The sequence below is a fragment of the Streptomyces sp. NPDC002602 genome (genome assembly GCF_042889445.1).
Classification (GTDB): domain Bacteria; phylum Actinomycetota; class Actinomycetes; order Streptomycetales; family Streptomycetaceae; genus Streptomyces.
This window is the reverse complement of the sequence record NZ_JBIAQX010000002.1, coordinates 719,650-743,052: the sequence shown is the minus strand read 5'-3', so window position 1 is coordinate 743,052 and position 23,403 is coordinate 719,650. Positions and strand designations below refer to the sequence as shown.

Annotated in this window: 21 protein-coding genes and 1 tRNA gene; 5 read left to right on the top strand and 17 right to left on the bottom strand. The window is 70.9% G+C overall.

Annotated elements, in window-relative coordinates:
* Positions 1–425: 425 nt before the first annotated feature.
* Positions 426–920 carry a MarR family transcriptional regulator gene (locus ACFYW3_RS08665; RefSeq protein WP_351755593.1) on the bottom strand — a complete coding sequence of 165 codons (495 nt, stop codon included), beginning with the start codon at positions 918–920 and terminating at the stop codon, positions 426–428.
* A 569-nt stretch (positions 921–1,489) separates the two neighbouring features.
* Here ACFYW3_RS08665 and ACFYW3_RS08660 point away from each other — a divergent pair.
* Positions 1,490–2,068 (top strand): WHG domain-containing protein, encoded by a 579-nt coding sequence (locus ACFYW3_RS08660; RefSeq protein ID WP_351755591.1) that lies wholly within the window; start codon positions 1,490–1,492, stop codon positions 2,066–2,068.
* A 7-nt stretch (positions 2,069–2,075) separates the two neighbouring features.
* Here ACFYW3_RS08660 and ACFYW3_RS08655 read toward each other — a convergent pair whose 3' ends face one another.
* From ACFYW3_RS08655 to ACFYW3_RS08640, 4 genes are read right to left on the bottom strand one after another with little or no spacing between them, the layout of a single operon-like run.
* The gene (locus ACFYW3_RS08655) at positions 2,076–3,419 is read right to left on the bottom strand and encodes a GH1 family beta-glucosidase (protein ID WP_389385983.1); all 1,344 of its coding nucleotides are present in this window, start codon (positions 3,417–3,419) and stop codon (positions 2,076–2,078) included.
* 23 nt (positions 3,420–3,442) lie between these two features.
* The gene (locus tag ACFYW3_RS08650) at positions 3,443–4,267 is read right to left on the bottom strand and encodes a carbohydrate ABC transporter permease (RefSeq protein ID WP_267799501.1); all 825 of its coding nucleotides are present in this window, start codon (positions 4,265–4,267) and stop codon (positions 3,443–3,445) included.
* A complete protein-coding gene (locus ACFYW3_RS08645) occupies positions 4,264–5,244 on the bottom strand; it encodes a carbohydrate ABC transporter permease (RefSeq protein WP_389385901.1) in 981 nt (326 codons plus the stop codon). The genes ACFYW3_RS08650 and ACFYW3_RS08645 overlap by 4 nt, the downstream gene beginning before the upstream one ends.
* 7 nt (positions 5,245–5,251) lie before the next feature.
* Positions 5,252–6,568 (bottom strand): ABC transporter substrate-binding protein, encoded by a 1,317-nt coding sequence (locus tag ACFYW3_RS08640; protein WP_389385900.1) that lies wholly within the window; start codon positions 6,566–6,568, stop codon positions 5,252–5,254.
* 114 nt (positions 6,569–6,682) lie between these two features.
* Between ACFYW3_RS08640 and ACFYW3_RS08635 the strand changes: the two genes are divergently transcribed.
* Positions 6,683–7,708: a LacI family DNA-binding transcriptional regulator gene (locus ACFYW3_RS08635; RefSeq protein WP_351755585.1), complete on the top strand. Its 1,026-nt coding sequence runs from the start codon at positions 6,683–6,685 to the stop codon at positions 7,706–7,708.
* 49 nt (positions 7,709–7,757) lie between these two features.
* On the opposite strand, the gene ACFYW3_RS08630 is transcribed toward ACFYW3_RS08635, so the two are convergent.
* From ACFYW3_RS08630 to ACFYW3_RS08615, 4 genes are all read right to left on the bottom strand, one after another.
* A tRNA-His gene (locus tag ACFYW3_RS08630) sits at positions 7,758–7,830 on the bottom strand.
* A gap of 97 nt (positions 7,831–7,927) precedes the next feature.
* Entirely contained in the window at positions 7,928–8,530 is a 603-nt protein-coding gene (gene orn, locus ACFYW3_RS08625; protein ID WP_053674688.1) for an oligoribonuclease, read from the bottom strand.
* Between the two features lie 112 nt (positions 8,531–8,642).
* Positions 8,643–9,815 carry a helix-turn-helix domain-containing protein gene (locus ACFYW3_RS08620; protein WP_267799505.1) on the bottom strand — a complete coding sequence of 391 codons (1,173 nt, stop codon included), beginning with the start codon at positions 9,813–9,815 and terminating at the stop codon, positions 8,643–8,645.
* A gap of 377 nt (positions 9,816–10,192) precedes the next feature.
* Entirely contained in the window at positions 10,193–10,513 is a 321-nt protein-coding gene (locus ACFYW3_RS08615; RefSeq protein ID WP_351755581.1) for a hypothetical protein, read from the bottom strand.
* A 485-nt stretch (positions 10,514–10,998) separates the two neighbouring features.
* On the opposite strand from ACFYW3_RS08615, the gene ACFYW3_RS08610 reads away from it, so the two are divergent.
* Entirely contained in the window at positions 10,999–11,529 is a 531-nt protein-coding gene (locus tag ACFYW3_RS08610; protein ID WP_053674694.1) for a universal stress protein, read from the top strand.
* A gap of 99 nt (positions 11,530–11,628) precedes the next feature.
* Positions 11,629–12,198 carry an acetate uptake transporter gene (locus ACFYW3_RS08605; RefSeq protein WP_351755578.1) on the top strand — a complete coding sequence of 190 codons (570 nt, stop codon included), beginning with the start codon at positions 11,629–11,631 and terminating at the stop codon, positions 12,196–12,198.
* 92 nt (positions 12,199–12,290) lie between these two features.
* Here ACFYW3_RS08605 and glmS read toward each other — a convergent pair whose 3' ends face one another.
* The 3 genes from glmS to ACFYW3_RS08590 form a co-directional block, all read right to left on the bottom strand.
* Entirely contained in the window at positions 12,291–14,108 is a 1,818-nt protein-coding gene (glmS, locus tag ACFYW3_RS08600) for a glutamine--fructose-6-phosphate transaminase (isomerizing) (protein WP_389385899.1), read from the bottom strand.
* A 73-nt stretch (positions 14,109–14,181) separates the two neighbouring features.
* Complete coding sequence (locus ACFYW3_RS08595) at positions 14,182–14,457, bottom strand: hypothetical protein (protein ID WP_053674701.1); 276 nt, start codon at positions 14,455–14,457, stop codon at positions 14,182–14,184.
* A gap of 107 nt (positions 14,458–14,564) precedes the next feature.
* Positions 14,565–15,425: a DUF4429 domain-containing protein gene (locus tag ACFYW3_RS08590; protein WP_351755576.1), complete on the bottom strand. Its 861-nt coding sequence runs from the start codon at positions 15,423–15,425 to the stop codon at positions 14,565–14,567.
* A 52-nt stretch (positions 15,426–15,477) separates the two neighbouring features.
* Here ACFYW3_RS08590 and ACFYW3_RS08585 point away from each other — a divergent pair, with 52 nt between their 5' ends.
* The gene (locus tag ACFYW3_RS08585) at positions 15,478–17,064 is read left to right on the top strand and encodes a beta-N-acetylhexosaminidase (protein WP_389385898.1); all 1,587 of its coding nucleotides are present in this window, start codon (positions 15,478–15,480) and stop codon (positions 17,062–17,064) included.
* A gap of 102 nt (positions 17,065–17,166) precedes the next feature.
* Here ACFYW3_RS08585 and ACFYW3_RS08580 read toward each other — a convergent pair whose 3' ends face one another.
* The 5 genes from ACFYW3_RS08580 to ACFYW3_RS08560 all read right to left on the bottom strand — a co-directional run bounded on the left by ACFYW3_RS08580 (position 17,167) and on the right by ACFYW3_RS08560 (position 23,378).
* The gene (locus ACFYW3_RS08580; protein WP_351755570.1) at positions 17,167–18,948 is read right to left on the bottom strand and encodes an IucA/IucC family siderophore biosynthesis protein; all 1,782 of its coding nucleotides are present in this window, start codon (positions 18,946–18,948) and stop codon (positions 17,167–17,169) included.
* Positions 18,945–19,529: a GNAT family N-acetyltransferase gene (locus ACFYW3_RS08575; RefSeq protein WP_351755567.1), complete on the bottom strand. Its 585-nt coding sequence runs from the start codon at positions 19,527–19,529 to the stop codon at positions 18,945–18,947. The genes ACFYW3_RS08580 and ACFYW3_RS08575 overlap by 4 nt, the downstream gene beginning before the upstream one ends.
* A complete protein-coding gene (locus ACFYW3_RS08570) occupies positions 19,529–20,827 on the bottom strand; it encodes a lysine N(6)-hydroxylase/L-ornithine N(5)-oxygenase family protein (RefSeq protein WP_389385897.1) in 1,299 nt (432 codons plus the stop codon). The genes ACFYW3_RS08575 and ACFYW3_RS08570 overlap by 1 nt, the downstream gene beginning before the upstream one ends.
* Positions 20,811–22,301: an aspartate aminotransferase family protein gene (locus tag ACFYW3_RS08565; RefSeq protein WP_351755562.1), complete on the bottom strand. Its 1,491-nt coding sequence runs from the start codon at positions 22,299–22,301 to the stop codon at positions 20,811–20,813. The genes ACFYW3_RS08570 and ACFYW3_RS08565 overlap by 17 nt, the downstream gene beginning before the upstream one ends.
* Positions 22,302–22,472: 171 nt before the next feature.
* Positions 22,473–23,378: a siderophore-interacting protein gene (locus ACFYW3_RS08560; RefSeq protein WP_389385896.1), complete on the bottom strand. Its 906-nt coding sequence runs from the start codon at positions 23,376–23,378 to the stop codon at positions 22,473–22,475.
* Between the last annotated feature and the right edge of the window lie 25 nt (positions 23,379–23,403).

Here is a 23,403-nt window from a genome sequence, read left to right as displayed (position 1 = left end):
CAGGAACGCGCGGACGGGAGCGGACGGGAAGGGCGCCGCCGCCGACCGAGGGCGAACACACCGCGAAGACCGCTCGGAGTGGCTGTGGATCGGGACACGGACATCCTCCATCCGCACGCCGCCCCTCCCGTGTCTGCGGCGCGCGTCGTGCCCGTCTCTCCGGCGCGCGTCGTGCCCGTCGATCCGGGACGGTAGCGGGCGGAACCCCCGCCTTTGAACCCCGTGTCCGACGGCCGGACCTGCCCGGTAGGTGGGAGGGCGGACCTTCCGGTGGGCGGACGGGCGGACCTTCCGGTGGGCGGCCGGGTGCCGGGTGCCGGGCGGGGCAGGGCGGGCGGGGCGGCTGGACCGCGGGTGGCGGCTGCCGGGTTCCGGCGATGGGGCGGTCGGGTGGCGGCCGTGGTCGTGAGCCGGCCGGGCGGGCATCAGTCGGCGGAGTCGAGCCGCTCGGCCTCGACGCGCCCCACCTCGGCGGCGCGGTGCAGGTAGTCGGCGATGACGGCGAGTTCGCCGTCCGAGTAGTCCCGCAGCGCGGTGCCGAAGGCCCGGTCGGGGACCTCCCAGGCGGCGCCGATCCGCCGGCGGGCCTCGGGTGCCAGGGAGACGAGGGAACGGCGGCGGTCGTGCGGGTCGGCGTGCCGCTCGACCAGGCCCGCTTTGACCATCCGGTCGACCAGACGCGTGGCGGACCCGGAGGTCAGACCGGTGAGCCGGGCGATGTGGCCGGTGCTGACCGGCTCCGTCTCGTTCGCGAGGAGGCGCAGGCACTGCGTGTCGGTGGGGTGCAGGCCGAGGTGGTCGGCCATGGCCTGGTGGAGGCGCGCGTAGTCGGTGTGGTGCCGGTCGCTCTCGATGAGGATCCGCGCGAGGAGTTCCGCGCGGGTCCATTCCTTACCCGAACGAGGGGAATCGGTTGACATCGGCTTCTCCGTGCTTCAAATTTAACTGTGTGACGCAGGGAATGCGTCACGCAGAATCTGTGTCAGGGCTCATTCTAGGGGGAGGTGCCCGCCATGTCGCTGCCCGTCGTGTCGGTGTCTGTCGTATCGGTGTCTGTCATCAAGGCGTTCGTCCTGTCGTTGTCTGTCGCGTCGACCCTCGCCGCCGGTCGACGCTCGGCAGGGGAGCGGTGGAGGACGTGGTGGAGGGTGTGGTGGGAGAAGCCGGGCGGGGAACTCCGGCCGACCGGGCATGGGGTGACCGGGCATGGGGTGACCGGTGTGCGACATCCGACGCTCCGGGAGTGGGCGGCGCGGGACGGGCCGACGATGGGCGGTCGATACCGGGGGCGCCCTGGTTCCCTCACGGGAGACCGGACCGGGAAGGTTTTCCGAAGAGCCGCCGGTCCAGGGCTCCGCGCGAAGGGCGGCGGGGGCGCCGCGCCCGCCTGACGCGGCCCGGGCCCGCGTCGCGGGGGCTCCCGGGGAGGCGTATGTATATTCGGAGAATTCCCCGGACGGTCCGGGAACCAGGGGGCGGAGGTGAACGCATGGCCCCGCGCGCGGGTCTGACGGCCGAGCGGGTCACCCGGGCGGCCGCTGACCTGGCCGACGAGGTCGGCTTCGACAAGGTGACCGTGTCGGCCCTCGCCCGGAACTTCGGGGTGAAGGACGCCAGCCTCTACTCCCACGTCCGCAACCTCCAGGACCTGCGGATCAGGGTGGCCGTGCTGGCGGCCGGCGAGATCGCGGACCTGATCGGCGCGGCGGTGGCCGGGCGTTCGGGCCGGGACGCACTCGCCGCCTTCGCCGACGCCTACCGCGACTTCGCCCTGAGTCACCCCGGCCGGTACGCGGCCACCCAGATCCAACTCCCCCCGGAGCGGGGCGCCGCGTCCGCCGGCCACCTCCGCTTCATCGAGCTCACGTACGGGGTGCTGCGCGCCTACGGCCTGGCCGAACCCGACCTGACCGACGCCGTTCGCCTGCTGCGGAGCACCTTCCACGGGTACAGCGGCCTGGAGGCCACCGGCGGCTTCGGCCACCCCCGGGACGTTGGCGCGTCCTGGGAGCGGATCATCGACGCGCTGCACGTCGCCCTGGAGAACTGGCCCCCGGCCGGGGGCTGAGCACCGGTCACCGCAAGAGGCCGCTCCGGGCCAGGTCGGCGTACCAGAGGGCACTGGAGCGCGGGGTGCGGACCTGGGTCTCGTAGTCGACGTGGACGATGCCGAACCGTTTGCCGTAGCCGTGGCTCCATTCGAAGTTGTCCATCAACGACCAGAGGAAGTAGCCCTCCACGGGCGCCCCGTCGGCCAGTGCACCGTGGATCGCCGAGAGGTGCCCGCGCAGATAGTCGATACGCAGCGGATCGTCCAGGTCAGGGCCGTACGCGGCGCCGTTCTCGGTGACGAGGAGCGGCAGGCCCGGTGCCTCGCCGGCGAACCGGGACAACAGCTCGCGCAGCCCGGTCGGATCGATCGACCAGTTCATGTCGGTCCGCTCGCCCGGAGGCTGGTGGAAGGCCACGGACTCCGACCCGGGCCACGGCGAGTGCTCGCTGTCGCCGTGCCCGTCGGCGCGCGGGCCGCCCGAGGCCGCCGAGACCACGGCCGGGGTGTAGTAGTTCACCCCGAGGAAGCCCAGGGGTTGGTGGATCAGCGCCTCGTCGCCCGGCCGGACGAAGGACCAGTCGGTCAGCGCGGCCGTGTCGACCCGCAGGTCGTCGGGGTAGGCGCCGTGCAGCAGCGGCCCGGTGAAGATCCGGTTCGCGAGGGCGTCGATTCGCCGCACGGCGTCCAGGTCGGCCTCCGAGTCGGTCAGCGGACGCACCGCGCTCGGGTTGAGGGCGATGCCGACCCGCGCCGAGGACGGCAGGACCGAGGTCAACGCCGACGCGGCCAACCCGTGCGCGAGGTTGAGGTGGTGCGCGGCGCGCAGCGAGTCGGCGGGCGAGGTGCGCCCCGGAGCGTGGACCCCCGAGGCATAGCCGAGGAACGCGCTGCACCAAGGCTCGTTGAGGGTGGTCCAGCGCCCCACCCGGTCCCCGAGGGTCTTCGCGACCGTCTCCGCGTACGAGGCGAAGGCGTACGCGGTCTCCCGTTCCGGCCAGCCGCCCGCGTCCTCCCACTCCTGCGGCAGGTCCCAGTGGTACAGCGTCGGGCACGGCTCGATCCCGTGCGCGAGCAGCTCGTCGACGAGCGCGTCGTAGAAGCCGAGCCCGCCGGACAGCACCCGGGGCCAGGACACCGAGAACCGGTACGCCCTTAGCCCCAGCCCGGCCATCAGCCGGACGTCCTCGCGCCACAACCTGTGGTGATCGGCGGCCACGTCGCCCGTGTCGCCGCCGCGCACCTTTCCCGGCGTCCGACAGAAGGTGTCCCAGATCGACGGCCCGCGCAGCTCGGCCGCGCCCTCTATCTGGAAGGCGGCCGTGGCCGCGCCCCACAGGAACCCGTCGGGGAACCGCATGTCGCCCATCCCGCTCATCCCGATCAACCCGCTCAACCCTTCACCGCTCCCTGCATGATGCCGCCGACGATCTGGCGGCCGAAGACGAGGAACACCAGCAGCAGCGGGAGCGTGCCCAGCAGCGCACCCGCCATGATCACGGACTGGTCGGGGATGTACCCCCGGCCCAGACCCGTCAGGGCCACCTGCACCGTCGGGCTGCCGTTCTGCGTCAGCGCGACGATGGGCCAGAAGAAGTCGTTCCAGGCCATGACGAAGGTCAGCATCCCCAACACCGCCATCGCCGGACGCGCCGCCGGGAACACCACGTGCCACACGACGCGCCACGAGCTCGCCCCGTCGGTCCGCGCCGCCTCCACCAGTTCGAACGGCAGCGCGTGCACCAGGTACTGCCGCATGAAGAACACCCCGAAGGCACCCACCAGGGCCGGCAGCACCACCGCCTGGAGCCGGTCCGTCCAGGACAGCTCGGCGATCAACATGTACAGCGGGACCACGCTCAACTGCGGCGGCACCAGCATCGTCGCGACCACCAGCGCCATCAGCGGCCGACGCCCCCGGAACCGCAGTTTCGCGAAGGCGAAGCCGGCCAGGGTGGAGAAGAGCACGGTGCCCGTGGTGATCGTGCCCGCCACGATCACCGTGTTCAGCAGGGCGGTGCCCATGTTCGCGTCGGTCCAGGCGACCGACAGGTTGTGGCCCAGGTTCCCGCCGAACCAGAACGGGGGCGGGGTCTGCGCCAGCCGCGTGTTGTTCCGGGACGCCGCGATCGCCGTCCACACCAGGGGGAACAGGGATCCGAGGGTGAAGACCCCGAGGACGACGTACGTCGGCTTCCCCGCGCGCAGCGATCTCATCGGGACACCCTTCGCAGCAGCCGGGCCAGGCCCGCGATCAGCAGCAGGATCAGGAACATCGCCCACGCGATGGCCGAGGCCCGCCCCAGGTGCAGGTTCACCCAGCCCTGCTCGTACAGGTACAGCCCCAGCGTCTGGAACTGGTGGTCCGAGCCGCCCGTGGCACCCGCCCCGCCGTTGAACAGCAATGGTTCGCCGAAGAGTTGGGTGGCCCCGATGGTCGACACCACACAGGTGAAGAAGATCGTCGGTCGTAGTGAGGGCACGGTGACGTGGACGAACTGCTGCCACCGCGAGGCACCGTCCAACTCCGCCGACTCGTAGAGGTCGGCGGGGACGGCCTGCATGGCCGCCAGGTAGATCAGCGCGTTGTAGCCCGTCCACCGCCACACCACGATCGTGGACACCGCCACCTGGGAGGCGAACGGGCCGTTCTGCCAGTCCACCGGCCCGAAACCGACCGTGGAGAGAAACCAGTTGACCATGCCGTGGTCCCGGCCGAAGAGCAGTACGAAGACCAGCGTGGCCGCGGCCACCGACGTGGCGTACGGGGTGAGCACCGCGACCCGGAAGAAGGCCGAGCCGCGCATCTTGTAGTTGAGCAGGTGCGCCAGCCCCAGCGCGATCGCCAACTGCGGCACCGTCGACAACAGCCCGATGGTGAAGGTGTTGCGCAGCGCGTTCCAGAAGAACGTGTCGTCCCAGAGCCGGGTGAAGTTCCGCAGCCCCACCCAGGTCATGGCGTCCGGGTCCGTCAACTCCACCTGGTGCAGCGCCGCCCAGCCCGTGTAGAGCAGCGGGAACAGCCCGAACGCCGCGAAGAAGAGGAAGAAGGGCGCCACGAAGCCGTACGGACTCCAGCGCAGGTCCCACCGGTAGCGGCGGGAGCGCCACACCTGGCGCCGGTCGCCCCCCTCCGCCGCCGGCCGGTCACCGCCGGCGGCGGAGGGGGCGAGAACAGCCGTCTCGTCCGTCACCGGAACCTCACTGCTCCAGGGCGTTGTCGATCGCCTTCACCGCGGCGTCCCAGCCCTCCTGCGGAGTGCGGCCCTTCTGGTCGACCTGGAGCATCCCGATGTCCGCCAGGTTCTGCGCGATGACCAGGTCCTTCGGGCCGATCACCGTCACCGGCACCCCCTCGGCGGCCCGCGCGAAGATCTCCCCGATCGGGGCGCCGCCGAAGTACGCGTGCTTCGCGCCCGACACCGCCGGCAGGCTGTAGGCGGCGCTCGCGCTCGGGAAGCTGCCGCGCTTCTCGAACAGCTTCGCCTGCTGCGCCGGGGCCGTCAGCCAGGCCGCCAGCTTCGCCGCCTCCTCGGCCTTCTTGCCCGCCTTCGGCACCACCAGGAACGAACCGCCCCAGTTGCTGGGCTTCGGGGCCTGCGCCACGTCCCACTTGTCCTTGCCCGCCGGACCGGCCTTGTCCTGGATGTAGCCGAGCATCCAGGCAGGGCAGGAGACGGTGGCGAAGTTCCCGTTGGAGAAGCCCTGGTCCCAGGCCGGGGTGAACTGCTGGAGCTTCGCGCTCAACCCCTCGACGGCGAAGGAGGCCGCCAGGTCGAAGGCGCCGCGCACCGCGGGATTCGTCTTGTACGCGACCTTGCCCTGTGCGTCGTAGAACCGCTCCGCGCTGCTGCCCGTCACCGCCGCCATCACGCCCGACGCGGAGTCCACGAAGGCCTTGCCCGTCCCCGCCTTCGCCTTGTACGCCTTGCCCGTCTCCAGGTACTTGTTCCAGTCGCCCGCCCACAGCGCGCCGACCGCGGCCCGATCGGTGGGCAGCCCGGCCGCCGCGAAGAGGTCCTTGCGGTAGCAGACGCCCTGCGGGCCTATGTCGGTGCCGAGGGCGACCGTGGCCCCGTTCTTCGCGGTGCCCTGGGCCCACTTCCACGGCAGGTAGGCGCCCTTGTCGACGCCGGGCGCCTTCGCGAGGTCGACCAGCTTGTCCGCCTGGGTCGCGGTGACCTCCGCGATGTTGTTGACCTCCACGGCCTGGATGTCGGCGAGTCCGCTGCCGGTGCCCAGGTGGGTCAGGAGCTGCGGGTAGTAGTTCTCGTTGCGCTCGATGGAGGTCTGCTCGATCCTGACCCCCGGGTTCTGCGCCATGTACTCGTCGTACAGGCCCGCCTCCTGGAGCCCGAAGGCACCGAAGACCCCGACCGTGAGGGTGGTCTTCGCCTTGCCACCGGTCGAGCCGCCCTGGGCGGGGGCCTCACCGGGGTCCTGCGAGCACCCCGCGAGGAGCAGCGCCGTCGCGCCCATCGCACCGACCGCGGTCACAAGTCTTCTTCGGGCTCGCATCAGGATCCTCCCGGGGGGATGGAACGTGTCGGGTGTCGTGTGCCACAGTGTGGGAGCGCTCCCACCATCGTCAAGAGGCAGTCAACGGGTAGATTCACCAGCCGGGAGGAAGTCATGAACGGGCACGGGCGCAGCGGGGGACGGCCGACGCTGGAGGAGGTCGCGGTCCGGGCCGGGGTCGGACGCGGCACGGTCTCCCGGGTGATCAACGGATCCTCCAAGGTCAGCGAGCACACCAGGGTCGCCGTCGAGGCCGCCGTCGCCGAACTCGGCTACGTCCCCAACCGCGCCGCCCGGGCCCTCGCCGCGAACCGCACCGACGCCATCGCCCTCGTCATCCCCGAGCCCGAGGCCCGCTTCTTCGCCGAGCCGTACTTCTCCGACGTGGTGCGCGGAGTCGGCGCCACCCTCGCCGAGACCGACGTGCAACTGGTGCTCACCCTCGCCGGCAGCGAGCGGGAACGCCGTCGACTGGCCCAGTACCTGTCCGGGCACCGCGTCGACGGGGTGCTGCTGGTCTCCGTGCACGCCGGGGACCCGCTGCCGGAGCTGCTCGCCGAACTCGGCATCCCGGCGGTGATCAGCGGACGTCGCTCGGCGGACGAGACGCTCCCCAGCGTGGACTCCGACAACCTCGCCGGAGCCGCCGAGGCCGTACGCCACCTCCTCGGCCGGGGCCGTCGCGCGATCGCCACCGTCACCGGGCCCCTCGACGTGTACGGCGCACAGTGCCGCCTCGACGGCTACCGGCAGGCGCTCCGGGCCGCCGGGCACCCGATCGACGAGGCACTGATCGCGGTCGGGGACTTCACCGAGGAGGGCGGCGGCCGGGCCGTGCGCGAGCTGCTGGACCGCCGGCCCGACCTCGACGCCGTGTTCGCCGCCTCCGACGTGATGGCGGCGGGCGCCCGCCGCGAGCTGCGGGCCGCCGGCCGCGGCATTCCGGGGGACGTGGCACTGGTCGGCTTCGACGACTCGGTGGTGGCCCGCCACATGGACCCGCCGCTGACCAGCGTGCGCCAGCCGATCGAGGAGATGGGCCGCACCATGGCGCGGCTCCTGCTGGAGCGGATCGCCGGCGAGTCGCAGGAGACGGCGGTCGTGCTGCCGACGGAGCTGGTGGTCCGGGAATCCTCCTGAGCACGCGAAAGGCCCCGGCCCGCTCGCGCGGGACGGGGCCTTTCCACAGGGTGAGTGACGGGACTTGAACCCGCGGCCACCTGGACCACAACCAGGTGCTCTACCAACTGAGCTACACCCACCATGTCCGGTCGGAAAACCGACCGGCCGAAGAAAAGCGTACAGGGTCCGGGAGGGTGCTCGCTCCCCCCTTTCCCCGCCGCCCACCTCCGGAAGGTGCTACGCGCCGCCCACCACGTGCCTGGCGGCGATGGTGCGGGCCGTGTCCGAGTCGGGCCCGGGCTGCGGCACGAAGACCGCCTCGCGGTAGTAGCGCAGCTCGGCGATGGACTCCTTGATGTCCGCGAGCGCCCGGTGGTTCCCGTTCTTCGGCGGGCTGTTGAAGTACGCCCGCGGGTACCAGCGGCGGGCCAGCTCCTTGACCGAGGACACGTCCACGATCCGGTAGTGCATGTAGCTCTCCAGCGCGGCCATGTCGCGCAGCAGGAAGCCGCGGTCGGTGCCGACCGAGTTCCCGCAGAGCGGAGCCTTGCGGGGCTCCTTGACGTGTTCCCGTACGTACGCCAGGACCTGCGCCTCGGCGTCCGCGAGCGTGGTCCCGCCGGCCAGCTCGTCGAGCAGGCCGGACGAGGTGTGCATCTCGCGCACCACGTCGGGCATGGTCTCCAGGGAAGCGTCCGGCGGGCGGATCACGATGTCCACGCCTTCGCCGAGCACGTTGAGCTCCGAGTCGGTGACCAGTGCGGCCACCTCGATAAGTGCGTCGTCCGTCAACGAGAGCCCGGTCATCTCGCAGTCGATCCACACCATGCGATCGTTCATGCGCCCACCTTATGCGGTCTTCGACGGATCGGACCGGGCCCGTACGCGCCCGAAGGCCCCTCTCGTCGGGGACGGCCGACGAGAGGGGCCTTCGATGTCCTGGTGGACGGTGCTACGCGTGCTCGCGCAGCACCCGGTTCGGCGCGTACAGCTCCGTCACCGACGGACCGGCCGCGGCCAGGGCCGCCGCCGCCCGCTGGGGCTGCGGAGTGCGCTGGTGCGGGAGCGGGCCCTCCGAGATCTGCGTCACCTGCGACACGTCGGCCTGCGGCCTGCGTGCCCGGTACGCGGACCGGTAGGCGGCCGGGGAGGAACCCAGCTGCCGGCGGAAGTGACCGCGCAGCGCGACGGGCGAACGGAACCCGCAGCGCCCGGCGACCTCGTCGACCGAGTAGTCGGAGGTCTCCAGCAGTCGCTGTGCCTGGAGCACCCGCTGGGTGATCAGCCACTGGAGCGGAGCGCTGCCGGTGAGCGAACGGAACCGCCGGTCGAAGGTGCGCCTGCTCATGTAGGCGCGGGCGGCCAGCGTCTCCACGTCGAACTGCTCGTGGAGGTGTTCCAGCGCCCAGGCGACGACCTCGGCCAGCGGGTCCGCGCCGATCTCTTCCGGAAGTGACCGGTCGAGGTAGCGTTCCTGGCCACCCGTGCGGCGCGGCGGTACGACGAGTCGGCGGGCCAGAGCCCCGGCCGCCTCGCTGCCGTGGTCGGTGCGCACGATGTGCAGGCACAGGTCGATTCCGGCCGCGGTGCCCGCGGACGTCAGCACGTCGCCGTCGTCGACGAACAGCTCGCGCGGGTCGACGTGGACGGACGGGTACCGCTTGGCCAGCGTCGGCGCGTACATCCAGTGCGTCGTCGCGGGCCGACCGTCGAGCAGACCGGCGGCGGCGAGCACGAAGGCCCCCGTGCACAGTCCGACGATGCGGGCACCCTCCTCGTGCGCCAGACGCAGTGCGTCGAGCGCCTCCGGCGGCGGCGGTGAAGTGATGGAGCGCCAGGCCGGAACGACGACCGTGCCTGCCCGGGCGATCGCCTCCAACCCGTACGGCGCGGTCAGTTCGAGTCCGCCGGTGGTCCGCAGCGGACCGTCCTCACCGGCGCACACGAGCAGTCGATAGCGTGGAACTCCCGCGTCCTGCCGGTCGATGCCGAACACGGAGAGTGGAATGGAACTCTCGAAGATCGGGCCGCCGCTGAACAGCAGCACGGCGACGATCTCTCTGCGGCGACGCCCCGCGAGCTTCCGGCCCGCGTCCGCGACGACGGCGGTGGAATCCTGGCTCATGGCGCTAAGCCCCCCTTGGGTGTCGCGACTCCTTGGTCTGGTCGCACCTGCACGTTTCCCCTCGGCCTTGCACGTGGATCCCCCGCCGTAAATACATGATCGAATCTACTGCGTCCCGTGGTGTCGGCGTGACAAGTTCAGCACGCAGCGCTATGTCGACTTGGCAACTTGGCGAAAAGCATTCGATCAGTAAGGGTTCCACTCCGCTACCCGTGCGGGAAGCGCAGAGTCCGGCCATGGCCAGTACCCGTAGGGTCGCGAGCCCCCCCGGAGCTCTGTCGTCGCTGGTGATGGGGGGGTTGGGGGGACATTCCGGCAAGGGGGGCGACCTGCCGGGAAGTTGGCTGAAAACAGGCGGGTGTGTACGTGCGAATCGGTCAGCCGACAGGGGAGATGCCCTCGGAACCGCGGCGACCGCGGTGTGAACCGGCCCCGCCGCGCGCGTGCCGGCCGCGCCGATCGGGCGCGAACGGCTCCTCGGCGGGCCCCCGGGTCGCGGATCGCTCCGCCTCCACGGAGTGACGCAGCAGCGCCCGGCAGGCGGCGGTGACGGCGGCGAGACCCAGGGTCGCGACGGCCGCCCCGCCGAAGGAGGTTCCGTAGACGACCAGGACCACGGGGACGAGCAGGCAACTGAAGACGGCCCAGCGCACCACGTCACCCGCGGGGTCCTCGTGCGGGGGTCGGGCGCGACGCACGGAAGGGTGAAGACGCACGGAAGAGTGAAGAGGGGCGGGCGCGATACGCGGTGTCGCGTCGCCGGAGTGCGCGCCGGAGCGGACGCCGGAACGCGGCGTCGTGCCGGGAGGGACGGAACGCGTCGGCGGAGCGGGCTGGACGGGGTGGACCGGACGGCCGGGCACGGCGTACTCCCTGCGGGCTCTTCCTGGACGGTCGGACGCCTGTCCAACGGTGTCCGGAGGGGCTCGGTCACTGCGCGCACGGGTGGTGCCCGCTCTCCTCGTCACTGGCTGTAGGGGCCAGCCGACATTGCCAACGCGCCGTCGCTCCGGCATGCTCCCTGGGACGCTCTCCAAGGGCGGCATGCCCTGTGCAGGACAGGAGTGTCGCCGTACCCTGGAGGGTATGGGCTTGGGAAGATGCTTCCCGGACAGAGCTCCGTCACACTGCGTCGCCGATATCGTCCCTGTCGCTTCCCCCGAGGACCCTTCGCCGAGACACCATGGCCGGTCACGAATTCTCCGAACCCGCGGACCGCAAGCGCAAACCCCTCGCCGACTCCGCGTCGGCCGACCTGCGCGCGGTGGAACAGACACGCCATCCCTGCGACCCGGCCTTCCGGCACGGCGTCGTGGTGGGCTTCGACGGCTCGACCTCCAGTGAGCGGGCCCTCGCGTACGCCATCGGGATGGCCCGCCGCTCCGGATCCGGTCTGATCATCGTGCACGTGGCCAACCGGCTGCCCACCACGGTGTGGGCCGGCTGTGAGCCCCCCGTCTTCGTGGACGTCCCGGACCATCGCACCGAGGTGCTGGGACTGGAGCTGGCCTGCGCGGACTATCTGTCCGAGGTGCCCTGGATCCTGGTCGAGCGGGGCGGGGACATCTGCCACGAGCTGGAGGAGGTCGGCCGGGAGTACTCGGCCGACGCCATCGTGGTCGGCTCCACGCACGGCATCGTGGGCCGGATCTTCGGCTCGGTGGCGGGCCGCCTGGCCAAGCGGGCCCAGCGACCGGTTGTTGTCATTCCGTGACCCTCTGTACGCCGTTCGTGCGGTTGTGAACCCTCATGTAAAGGGTAGATAAGTGCTGCTGGGACGCAGCAAACAACTGCAGATCGAAGGGAGCCCGCCGTGGACAACGGTGTCTCTGCGGGAAGCACGGCCTCTACTTCGACCCTCGGGCACATTGCCCTGGGTCTCACCCTTCTCGCGTTCGGTATCGGCCACACCGGCATCATCGACGGCGTGACCGTCGCGAACTCCGTGTCGCTCGCCACCTACGTCGGCGGTCTCGCACTGTTCGTCCTCGGGATCCTGGAATTCCGGGGCGGCAACGGCTTCAACGGCACCGCGTTCGCGGGACTCGGCGCCTTCTGGTTCACCTGGGCCGCGGGGGCCGACGGAAAGGTTTCGGCGGATGCCGCCGGAGCGTTCCTCGTCCTGTTCGCCCTGCTCGGCCTGACCCTCACGGTGGGGGCGGCGAGCGGACTGTTCGGGCAGGGCGTGTACGCCCTGTTCACCCTCTCCCTGCTGCTCCTCGCGGTGGGGGCCTTCGCCGACAGCGGCCTGCTCGCCAAGATCGCCGGCTGGGTGGCGGCGGTCGCCGGGCTGCTGGCCTGGTACGGGGCCACGGCCGCGCTGGCGCACTGGCCGGTGGCGCTCGGCAGCAGGGCCCGCGGGGACGCGGTGCCCGCGAGCTGAGCCGTACGAGGGAGCCGTGAGGAACGCGGAAGGCCCCCGGGGGACGTGATCCCCCGGGGGCCTTCCGCGCGTGCTGTCGTCCGACCGCTCGACTACTCGACGGTGACCGACTTGGCCAGGTTGCGCGGCTTGTCGATGTCCCGGCCCAGGGCCAGGGCGGTGTGGTACGCCAGGAGCTGGAGCGGGATGCCCATCAGGATCGGGTCGAGCTCGTCCTCGTTCTTGGGCACGAGGATCGTGTGGTCGGCCTTCTCCTGCTCGCGGTGGGCGACCGCGAGGATGCGGCCGCTGCGGGCCTTGATCTCCTCCAGCGCCGCGCGGTTCTTCTCCAGCAGGTCGTCGTCCGGGACGATCGCGACCGTCGGCATCGCCGGCTCGATGAGCGCGAGCGGGCCGTGCTTGAGCTCCGAGGCCGGGTAGGCCTCGGCGTGGATGTAGGAGATCTCCTTGAGCTTCAGGGAGGCCTCCAGGGCCACGGGGTAACCGCGGACCCGGCCGATGAACATCATCGACTTGGCGTCGGCGTACTCGGCCGCCAGCTTCTTGATGTCCTCCTCGCCTTCGAGGATCTCCTGGATCTGCGCGGGCAGCTTGCGCAGGCCCTCGATGATCCGCTTGCCGTCGGTGACCGAGAGGTCCCGGATCCGGCCGAGGTGCACGGCGAGCAGCGCGAAGGCCACGACCGTGTTGGTGAAGCACTTGGTGGAGACGACGCAGACCTCGGGGCCGGCGTGCACGTACACGCCGCCGTCGGCCTCGCGGGCGATGGCGGAGCCGACCACGTTCACGACGCCGAGGACGCGGGCGCCCTTGCGCTTGAGCTCCTGGACGGCCGCGAGGACGTCGTAGGTCTCGCCGGACTGGGAGACCGCGATGTAGAGGGTGTCGGGGTCCACGACCGGGTTGCGGTAGCGGAACTCGGAGGCCGGCTCGGCGTCCGCGGGGATGCGGGCCAGGCCCTCGATGAGGCCGGCGCCGATCAGACCCGCGTGGTACGAGGTGCCGCAGCCCAGGATCTTGACCCGGCGGATGCCGCGCGCCTCGCGCGGGTCCAGGTTCAGGCCGCCCAGGTGCACGGTGTTGAAGCGGTCGTCGATCCGGCCGCGCAGGACGCGGTCGACCGCGTCGGACTGCTCGGAGATCTCCTTGTGCATGTACGTGTCGTGACCGCCCATGTCGTACGAGGCGGCCTCCCACTCCACGGTCTCGGGCGTGGCGGTGGTCGTCGTGCCGGAGGTGGTGTAGGTGCGGAAGTCGTCGGCCTTGAGGGTGGCCATCTCGCCGTCGTCGAGGGTGACGATCTGGCGGGTGTGGGCGACCAGCGCGGCGACGTCCGAGGCGACGAACATCTCCTTCTCGCCGATGCCGAGGACCACCGGGGAGCCGTTGCGGGCCACGACGATGCGGTCCGGGAAGTCGGCGTGCATGACGGCGATGCCGTACGTGCCCTCGATGACCTTGACGGCCTCGCGGACCTTCTCCTCGAGGGTGTCGGCCGTGGAGCGGGCGACGAGGTGCACGATGACCTCGGTGTCGGTCTCCGAGAGGAAGACGACACCCTCGGACTCCAGCTTGGCGCGCAGCTCGGAGGCGTTGTCCACGATGCCGTTGTGGACGACCGCGACGTTGTTGTCGGCGTCCAGGTGCGGGTGCGAGTTGATGTCGCTGGGGGCGCCGTGGGTGGCCCAGCGGGTGTGGGCGATGCCGGTGGTGCCGGCGAAGCGCTTGGGGACCCGGGACTCCAGCTCGCGGACGCGACCCTTGGCCTTGACGACCTTCAGGGCCGCGGACTTCGGGCTGTTGACGACGATGCCGGCGGAGTCGTAACCCCGGTACTCCAGCCGCTGGAGGCCTTCCAGCAGCAGCGGTGCCACGTCACGCTTGCCGATGTAACCCACGATTCCGCACATACGGTTTTGCCCCTCCTGAAGTCCTGAACGAGTGCTCCGGTCGTCTCCGCGCGTCCGTCCGCGCGGTCACCGGTCAGCCGTAGACGATGCGGCGCAGTTGCCGGAGCGAGAGCTCCGGCGGCGCCACGGCGCGGTGCGGCAGTTCGGCCGCGATCCGCTCGAAGATCTCCGTGTTGACCGCGCCACCGGACTGCAGTTCACGGTGGCGGCGGCGGACGAATTCCTCCGTCGTCTCGTCGAAGTAGGCGAGCACGTCGAGTACCACCCGGGCCGCCTCGCCCCGCTGGAGCGAGGTGCTGCGCACCAGGTGGTCGACGAGATCGTCATGTGACGGGCGGCGGTCGAGCACCCGTAGATACTCGCGGGATGTGGGCCGGAATGCAAAGATCCTGCCCGAATCCGGGCAGGATCGGGCTGGTCTGGACCAGGAGAATGGGTAATTCCGGTCTTGGTCGGTCAGAAACGGCGCAAAATCGCCGCTTTCGCCGTCGAGAACTCCTCGGCCGTGAGGAGGCCCGACGTGTGCAGTTCCCCGAGCTCGCGCAGCCGACGCAACAGCGCGTCGTGGTCCGCGCCGTCCGCCGGGAGCGCGGCCGGGGCGGGGGCCGGGGCGGGGGCCGGGTGCGGCAGGCGGGCCGCCACGGCCGCCGCGACCAGCGCGGTCGCCAGCTCCTTGCGGCCCGTGCCGAACAGCTCCAGCGCGTACGGGTCGTACTTGGGGGACGGCGGCGCCTGCGCCCCCGCCGGGGTGAACCGCAGCACGCCGTTGGAGAGCCCCCGGGACGGGGCCCACTCCACACCCCGGAGATCGGCGACCCGGAACTGCCGGGAGCCCGCCGACTGCTTGGCGTCCTCCGCCGTCCAGTTCCAGTCCAGGGTGATCCGGTCGCCGTCGAAGGCCACCGTGCCGTCGCCCCCGCTCGCGGTGATCGGCACCGCCGGACCCGGCAGCAGGTAGCGGTCGCTGGGGCCGGGGTCCACCTGGTCCAGCAGGAGCGCGTTGCGGATCTCGTCGACGAAGTACTCCGCCACTCCGGTGCGGTCCGACTCCACGGTCAGCCGGTAGGGGTCCGAGGTCTCCGGCAGCCGCCCGCCCGTCACCTGGAGCAGGGGATCGGCGCCGTCACGCAGCCGCAGCCGCAACCGGCCCGACCTGCGGCCCGGTTCGTAGGAGACGCCGGCGATCGCGCCCAGCGGCACGAGCAGTTCCCCGAGGGCCTGCCGCAGCGGGCCGACCTCCTTGTCGCGGCCCGGCACGATGCGCACCGCGTCCCCGTCGAAGGTCCACGTGCCGTCCTTCTGGATGATTTCCGCCATCCCGCGATTCTCGCATCGGCGTGTCGTGCCCGATTGGCCTATACCTGAGGTCATGAGAGTCCTGCGACGCACGCTCGGTGCCCTCCTCGCCCTCGGCGCGGCGGCCGTTTCCTGCACCGCCGCCCACGGCGACGACTCCCGGCCCGGGGGCGCGCTCGCCACCGCGCCCACCCCCTACGAACGGCTGCTGCCCGCACCCGTGTCCGCGCGGGCCGAGGGCGCCGGGTACGCGTTCGGGGCGGGCACGGTGCTCCGTACCGCCCCGGGCTCGGACCCGGAGGTGCGGCAGGTCGGGGAGCTGCTCGCCGGGCAACTGCGCGCGACGGCCGGCCTGCCGCTGCCCGTGGTGGTCGGGGCGGAGGGGGACGGGATCCGGCTGCGGCTCGACCGGGATGCCGGCGCGCTCGGCGAGGAGGGCTACCGACTGGACGCCGGCCCGAGCGGGGTCACGCTCACCGCGCGCACCCCCGAGGGGCTGTTCCACGCGGGGCAGACCCTGCGGCAACTGGTGCCGGCGCGGGGCGCGGGGACGGTGCCGGGCGGCAGGGTGCAGGACACGCCTCGGTTCGCGTACCGGGGAGCCATGATCGACATCGCCCGCCACTTCTTCCCGGTGGAGCAGGTGAAGCGGTACGTGGACCAGCTCGCCCAGTACAAGGTCAACACCCTGCACCTGCACCTGACCGACGACCAGGGCTGGCGGCTCGCGAGCGACTCCTGGCCGCGGCTCGCCGAGTACGGCGGCGCCGGCGAGGTCGGCGGCGGCCCGGGCGGCCACTGGACAAAGGACGAGTACCGGGAACTGGTCGCGTACGCGGCCCGGCGGTACGTGGACGTCGTCCCCGAGATCGACATGCCCGGACACGTCAACGCGGCCCAGGCCTCCTACGCCGAGCTGAACTGCGACGGCAAGGCGCGCGAGCGGTACACCGGGATCAAGGTGGGCTTCAGCTCGCTGTGCGTGGACAGCGAGCGGACGTACGAGTTCATCGACGAGGTGCTCGGCGAGCTCGCGGAGATGACCCCGGGGAAGTACCTGCACATCGGCGGGGACGAGGCGCACTCGACGCCGGCGGCGGACTACGCGGCCTTCATGGACCGGGCGCAGGCGGTCGTCGGCACGTACGGCAAGACGGTGGTGGCCTGGCACCAACTGGCCTCGGCGCGACCGGCGGCGGGCGCGGTGCTCCAGTACTGGGGACACGACCGGACGTCGGCGGCCGAGAAGGCGGGCGTGGCGGCGGCGGCGAAGGCGGGCCACCCGGTGATCCTGTCCCCGGCGGACCGCCTGTACCTCGACATGAAGTACGACAAGGAGACGAAGCCGGGGTTGGCGTGGGCCGGGTACGTGCCGGTGCGGCGGGCCTACTCCTGGGACCCGGGGACCTACCTGCCCGGGGTCCCGGAGTCGGCGGTGCTGGGTGTGGAGGCGCCGCTGTGGACCGAGACGGTCGCCACCCGGCAGGACTGGGAGTACCTGGCGTTCCCCAGGGTGCTGGGGCTGGCCGAGCTGGGCTGGTCGCCGGCGGCGGCGCTGGGCTGGGACGACTACCGGGAGCGGCTGGCGGCCCAGGGCCCGAGGCTGGACGCGCAGGGCATCGGCTACTTCCGGGCGCCGGACGTTCCCTGGACCCGGTGACCCGGTGACCCGGTGACGCGGCAGGCGGGCAGGCGGGCAGGCGGGCGCAAGGGCGCGGGCGGGCTTCCGAGGGACCGTATCGGAAGCCCGCCCGCGGGTCGGTCACCGTCGGGCGAAGGGCGCGACGGGGTTCTTGAGGTCGCCGATCAGCTGGAGGGCCGCCGACGGGTCGGAGAGGTCGACCATCTGCTTGTTGTTGCGCAGTTGGAGACGGTTGAGGCAGGACAGCTGGAACTCCTCGGCGAACAGGTCGTACCGCTCGAAGCGCTCCGCCAGTTGGGGCATGGACTCCTGGTAGTCGTGGCCGCAGTCCGCGACGGCCTTCCAGAAGGTGTCCTCCTCGCAGATGCCCTCGTCGGCGAGGATCGCGCCGAGGAAGCGGAAGAAGCAGTCGAAGACGTCCGTGAAGATCGACAGGAGCTTCATGTCCTCGGGGATGTCCGCCCGGACCCGCTCGACCGCGGGCGGCAGCACCGCGTCCGCGTCCATGATGACGATCTCCTCGGCGATGTCCTTGAAGATCGCCCGCTTCACCACGCCGCCCTCGATGACGAGGATGGTGTTCTCGCCGTGCGGCATGTAGGCGAGGTCGTACTGGTAGAAGCAGTGCAGCAGCGGGACCAGGTACGCCTTCAGGTACGAGCGCAGCCACTCGGTCGGGGTGAGGCCCGACTCCGCGATCAGCGCGCCCACGAAGGACTTGCCCTCGGCGTCCACGTGCAGGAGCGAGGCCATCGTGGCGAGCCGCTCGTCACCCTGGATCGAGTTGACCGGGGACTCGCGCCACAGCGCGGCCAGCATCTTGCGGTACGGGGAGTACCGGTCGGTGGCGCGCTCGTACTGGCGGTGGTGGTAGCCGATCGCCGCGCGCTCGCGGATGATCGAGAAGTCCACCGACTTCAGGACCTCGTCGCCCTCGATCAGCTGGTGCAGCCAGTCGTTGATGGCCGGGGTGGCCTCCATGTACGCGGCCGACAGACCCCGCATGAAGCCCATGTTCAGGACCGAGATGGCGGTCTTGACGTAGTGCTTGCGCGGCGCGCTCCGGTTGAAGAACGTGCGGATCGACTGCTGCGCGAGGTACGCGTCGGGGCCCTCGCCCAGCAGCACCAGGCGGCGGCCCGCGATCTCGGCCGCGAAGGTGACCGTGGTCTTGTTCCACCACTGCCAGGGGTGCACGGGGAAGAGGTGGAAGTCGGCCAGGTCCAGGCCCAGCGCGGTCATCCGCTCGGCGAAGACGCCGATGGTCTCGTCGCCGAGTTCCTCGCGCATGAAGGAGTCGTGGTCCAGGCCCGCGCCCGCCGTGAAGGTGGAGACGTCCTTGCGGGCGGCGACCCACACGAGGTGGACGGGGCTGGCGGTCTCCGGGGCGTACGAGAGGTAATCGTGCACGCCGAAGCCGAGCCGGCCGTTGTTCGCGACGAAGCAGGGGTGGCCCTCGGTCATGCCCGTCTCGATGTCCTGGAAGGAGGACTTCGCGAGGACCTCGGAGGAGACCTGCGGCTTCGTGTACTTGTAGCCGGTGCCGGCCAGGGTGGAGGAGATCTCCTCCAGGTACACCGGAAGGACCTCGGCGCTCAGGCCCAGGGTCTCGCGCAGCTCGATGTGGAAGTCGAGGGCGTCCGGCTCCAGCTCGACGCCGCCCCGGTGGCGGGTGATGGAGGTCTCGTCGACCGACCAGTGGTCGAGGGCGTGCCGGACCGCCTTGAAGCGGTACTCCACGGTGGAGTCGTCGCTGAGGACCGAGTAGAGGTCGGAGCCCAGCGGCTTCGGGGTCAGCAGGCGCTCGTGGGAGAACTCCGCGAGGCCCTTGCGGACCAGGGCGCGGTTGGCGCGGGCCCACAGTTCGGGGGTCAGGTGCGCGACGGCGTCGGAGAGGCTCATATGGACACCCCCTGGGCGGCCGTGGCGGCCTCGAACTGCTCGCGGGTGCAGAAGCTCAGCAGGGCTTCCTTCTCCGGCTTGGTGACCTGGCGCTCCGGCACGAATCCGACCGTCTCGTTGAGGGCGTGCACGGCGGTGTTGGCGACGTCCGGCTCGACCACGACGCGCTCGGTGGCCGGGTCGGCGAAGACCGCGGCCATGACCGTGGTGATCACGGCGCGGGTGAAGCCGTGCAGCGGGGTGTCGCTCGGCGCGACGAGGAAGTGCATGCCGACGTCGCCCGGCCGGGCGTCGTACAGGCCGACCAGCTCCAGCTCGGACGGGTCGTAGGTCTCCATCAGGAACGCGGGACGGCCCTCGTGCAGGCCGATGAAGGCCTGGTGGTGCTCGTGGGCGGCGATCCGCATGTACTCGCGCTCGACGTCCGGGAGGGAGGCGTCCTGCATCATCCAGAACGACGCCTTCGGGTGGGTGACCCAGCCGTGGAGCAGCTCCGCGTCGGCGAAGGGGTCCAGGGGGCGCACGGCGAAGGAACCGAGTTCCTTGTCGGTGCGGGAGAAGAGGAGTTCGGTGGTGCTCATCAGAGGGTGCCTTCCGGGGCGGCGAACTGCTGGAACGCGATGGACTTCTCGACCTTGTAGTGCTCGCGGCCGAGGAGCTCACCGACGATGTACGCGTTCCGGTACGCCGCCATGCCCAGGTCGGGCGAGGTGAGGGAGTGGTTGTGGGTGGTGCCGTTCTGCAGGTAGACCCCGCGGCCCGTGGTGTCGATGCTGTAGTTGCGGGCGGCGTCGAGACGGCCGCGCCCGTCGAAGTTCAGGCGGTCGCGCACCGGGTTCAGGAACTCCGGGAAGGCGTACTTGTAGCCGGTGGCCAGGACCAGGCCCTCGGAGGCGAGGGAGAAGTCCCGCTCCTGCTCCTCCTGGCGCAGCCCCAGCGTGTACGTGCCCGTGGTGGTGTCGTACGCGGTGCTGTTCAGGGAGGTGTTGGTCAGCAGGGTGGTCGGGACCTGGCCCGGCATGCTGATCTTCTTCTGGTAGAGCAGGTCGAAGATGGCGTTGATCAGGTCGCCGTCGATGCCCTTGAAGAGGTTCTTCTGCTGGGTCTCCAGCCGGTACCGAGTGTCCTCGGGGAGTGCGTGGAAGTAGTCCACGTACTCGGGGGAGGTCATCTCCAGGGTCAGCTTGGTGTACTCCAGCGGGAAGAACCGCGGCGAGCGGGTGACCCAGTTGAGCTGGTAGTCGTGGACGTCGATCTCGGCGAGGAGGTCGTAGTAGATCTCGGCCGCGCTCTGGCCGGAGCCGATGAGGGTGATGGACTTCTTCTTCTGCAGCTCCGCCTTGTTCTGCATGTAGGCGGAGTTGTGCAGGAAGTCGCCGCCGAGGCCCTCGCAGGTCGGCGGGACGTGCGGCGGGGTGCCGGTGCCCAGGACCAGGCGGCGGGCCCGGTGGGTCTCGCCCTTGTCGGTGTGGACCTCGTACAGGCCGGCCTGCTCGTCGTAGGTGACCTCGGTGACCGAGGTGGACCACCGGACGTTGTCGAGGCGGTCGGCGGCCCAGCGGCAGTAGTCGTTGTACTCGGCCCGCAGCGGGTAGAAGTTCTCCCGGATGTAGAAGGAGTACAGCCGGTCCTTGTCCTTCAGGTAGTTCAGGAAGGAGAAGGGCGAGGTCGGGTCGGCGAGCGTGACCAGGTCCGACATGAAGGGCGTCTGCAGGTGGGCGCCGTCCAGGAACATGCCGGCGTGCCACTCGAAGTGCGGCTTCGACTCGATGAAGAGACCGTCGATCTCTTCGAGCGGGGCGGTCAGGCAGGCGAGTCCCAGATTGAACGGACCGACGCCGATGCCGATGAAGTCGTGGGTCTTAGCGGTGGACGGCAAGGGATTCTCCCAGGAACTGCTCGGCATGTGCGGCGAGAAGGTCGAGGACGGCAGCGATGTCGGCCGTCGTGGTCTGCGGGTTGAGGAGGGTGAACTTCAGGTACTGGCGGCCGTCCACCTTGGTGCCGGCGACGACGGCCTCACCGGAGGCGAACAGGGCCTTGCGGGCGTGCAGGTTGGCCTCGTCGACGAGGTCGGCGCGGACGTCGCCCTCGGGGACGTAGCGGAAGACCAGCGTGGAGATCTGCGGCTTGACGACGACCTCGAAGCGCGCGTCGGCGTCGATGATGTCCCAGCCCTCGGCGGCCAGCGAGACGACCTCGTCGAAGAGCGAGCCGAGACCGTCGGCGCCCATGACGCGCAGGGTCATCCAGAGCTTGAGGGCGTCGAAGCGGCGCGTGGTCTGGATGGACTTGTCCACCTGGTTCGGGATCCGCTCCTCCGCCATCCGGCGGGGGTTGAGGTAGTCCGCGTGGTACGTGGCGTGCCTCAGGGTGTCCCGGTCCCGGACCAGCACGGCGCTGGAACTCACGGGCTGGAAGAACGACTTGTGGTAGTCGACGGTGACCGAGTCGGCGCGCTCGATGCCGTCGAGGAGGTGCCGGCGGGTGGGCGAGATCAGCAGCCCGCAGCCGTAGGCGGCGTCCACGTGCATCCACGTGGAGTACTGCCCGGCCAGGCGGGCGATCTCGTGCAGCGGGTCGATGGACCCGAAGTCGGTGGTGCCGGCGGTGGCGACGACGGCCATCGGGAAGAGGCCCTCGCGCTCGCACTCCTCCAGCTCCAGGGCGAGTACCGAGGTGTCCATGCGGCGGTTGCGGTCGACCGGGACGGAGACGACGGCCTCGTAGCCGAGGCCGAGCATGGCCGCCGACTTCTTCACGCTGAAGTGGCTGGCGTCGGAGCTGAAGATGCGCAGCTTGGGCAGGACCTCGGCCTTGCTCAGTTCCCGACCCTCGTCCAGCGCCCGCTTCATGACCAGGCGGCAGGCCTCGTCGCGGGCCAGGAGCAGCGCGTGGAAGTTGGACTGGCTGCCGCCGGAGGTGAAGACGCCGTCCGCGCCCTCGCCGAGGCCGATGCGCCGCGCGGTCCAGTCGATCAGGCGGCGCTCGATGAGGGTGCCGCCGATGGACTGGTCCCAGGTGTCGAGGGAGGAGTTGACGGCGGAGAGGATCGCCTCGCCGAGCACGGCCGGGATGACGACCGGGCAGTTGAGGTGGCCGAGGTAGCGCGGGTGGTGGAAGTACACCGCGTCCCGGAGGTAGACCTCTTCGAGTTCGTCCAGTACGGCGGCCGGGTCCTCGAGGGGCTTGTCGAGGTCGATCGCGTCGATGACCGGGGCGAGTTCGTCGACGGATATACCGGTGTGGGGCCGTTCCGTGGTCGCGATCTTCGCGGCGACGCGTTCGACGCCTTCGGTGACGGTACGCCGGTAGAGGTCTGCGGTCGTCTCGTTCAGCAGATGCGAACGCATCAACTTTCCTCCGGGCAGGGGAAGAGGGGGGAGTAAGAAGAAGTCTTAGGTTAGCCTAGCCTAAGTTTCAGACCAAATAGAGATGGGTCCCGGCCGAAAGCCGAGACCCATCTCTCAATGTCCGCGCGGGGCGCGGGAGTTGTGTGTGCGGGACCGAAGGTCCGCGAGGCCTTACAGGGTCGCGGTGGCGTCCTCGCTGGGAGCCTGGCCCGCGTAGGCCTCGGCGAGCAGCTCTTCCTCGCTCGCGCCGAGGCGCCAGTAGCCGACGAAGCGCACCGCGCGCCGGTCGATGGAACGTTCCCGCACGAGGTGGCGGCGGACCGCGCGGATCGTGCCCGCCTCGCCGGCGATCCAGGCGTACGGGGCCTGCGCGGCGGGCAGTTCGGCCGCGCGGATCGCGTCCACGAGCCGGTCGGCGCGCTCGCGCCCCAGGGCGGGGTCGCGGACGATCCAGGTGATGTCCGCGTCGGCGAGGGTCACCGGGTCGAGCCGGTCGTCCTCGTGCGGGACCTCGAACCAGGCCTTCACCGGCGTGCCCGCGGGCAGTCGTTCGAGGATGGCGGAGGCGGCGGGCAGCGCGGTCTCGTCCGCGTACAGCAGGACGGCGTCGGTGGCGGCCGGCGGCTGGAACCGCACGGACTTGTTCTCCGCGACGGCCGGCCCGATCAGCATCACCCGGCGGCCGGCGACGGCCCGCCCGGCCCAGCGGGACGCGGGGGAGGAGTCGCCGTGGAGCACGAAGTCGATGTCGACCTCGTCCACGCCCTCGGGCGTGCGGCGCTGCTCGCGCACGGTGTACGAGCGCATCACCGGGCGCTCGGCCTCGGGGATCGCCCGCCAGGCGGCGAACCAGGTGTCCTCGTCCGTGGAGGGCAGGACGGTGTGCTCGGCGCCCTCGGCCGGGAGGAAGAGCGACAGGCTCTGGTCGTACCCGCCGGAGCGGAACTCCGAGAGGGACTCGCCGCCGAACGTGACGCGCAGGAACGAGTGGCCGAGACGGCGCGTGCGGAGCACCTCGAGTTCGAAGAACCGGAAGTGGGCCACGGCCGGGGCCGCGTCGGATGCGGTGACGGTCATGCGGTGAGTCCCTCCTGGGGTGTGT

Bases quoted from the DNA above. Each gene is read 5' to 3' on its own strand.
- ACFYW3_RS08665 (WP_351755593.1), bottom strand. From the start codon at position 920: ATGTCAACCGATTCCCCTCGTTCGGGTAAGGAATGGACCCGCGCGGAA.
- glmS (WP_389385899.1), bottom strand. From the start codon at position 14,108: ATGTGCGGAATCGTGGGTTACATCGGCAAGCGTGACGTGGCACCGCTG.
- ACFYW3_RS08575 (WP_351755567.1), bottom strand. From the start codon at position 19,529: ATGAGCACCACCGAACTCCTCTTCTCCCGCACCGACAAGGAACTCGGT.
- ACFYW3_RS08635 (WP_351755585.1), top strand. From the start codon at position 6,683: ATGAACGGGCACGGGCGCAGCGGGGGACGGCCGACGCTGGAGGAGGTC.
- ACFYW3_RS08565 (WP_351755562.1), bottom strand. From the start codon at position 22,301: ATGCGTTCGCATCTGCTGAACGAGACGACCGCAGACCTCTACCGGCGT.
- ACFYW3_RS08650 (WP_267799501.1), bottom strand. From the start codon at position 4,267: ATGAGATCGCTGCGCGCGGGGAAGCCGACGTACGTCGTCCTCGGGGTC.
- ACFYW3_RS08640 (WP_389385900.1), bottom strand. From the start codon at position 6,568: ATGCGAGCCCGAAGAAGACTTGTGACCGCGGTCGGTGCGATGGGCGCG.
- ACFYW3_RS08620 (WP_267799505.1), bottom strand. From the start codon at position 9,815: ATGAGCCAGGATTCCACCGCCGTCGTCGCGGACGCGGGCCGGAAGCTC.
- ACFYW3_RS08580 (WP_351755570.1), bottom strand. From the start codon at position 18,948: ATGAGCCTCTCCGACGCCGTCGCGCACCTGACCCCCGAACTGTGGGCC.
- ACFYW3_RS08560 (WP_389385896.1), bottom strand. From the start codon at position 23,378: ATGACCGTCACCGCATCCGACGCGGCCCCGGCCGTGGCCCACTTCCGG.
- ACFYW3_RS08610 (WP_053674694.1), top strand. From the start codon at position 10,999: ATGGCCGGTCACGAATTCTCCGAACCCGCGGACCGCAAGCGCAAACCC.
- ACFYW3_RS08590 (WP_351755576.1), bottom strand. From the start codon at position 15,425: ATGGCGGAAATCATCCAGAAGGACGGCACGTGGACCTTCGACGGGGAC.
- ACFYW3_RS08655 (WP_389385983.1), bottom strand. From the start codon at position 3,419: ATGGGCGACATGCGGTTCCCCGACGGGTTCCTGTGGGGCGCGGCCACG.
- ACFYW3_RS08585 (WP_389385898.1), top strand. From the start codon at position 15,478: ATGAGAGTCCTGCGACGCACGCTCGGTGCCCTCCTCGCCCTCGGCGCG.
- orn (WP_053674688.1), bottom strand. From the start codon at position 8,530: ATGAACGATCGCATGGTGTGGATCGACTGCGAGATGACCGGGCTCTCG.
- ACFYW3_RS08660 (WP_351755591.1), top strand. From the start codon at position 1,490: ATGGCCCCGCGCGCGGGTCTGACGGCCGAGCGGGTCACCCGGGCGGCC.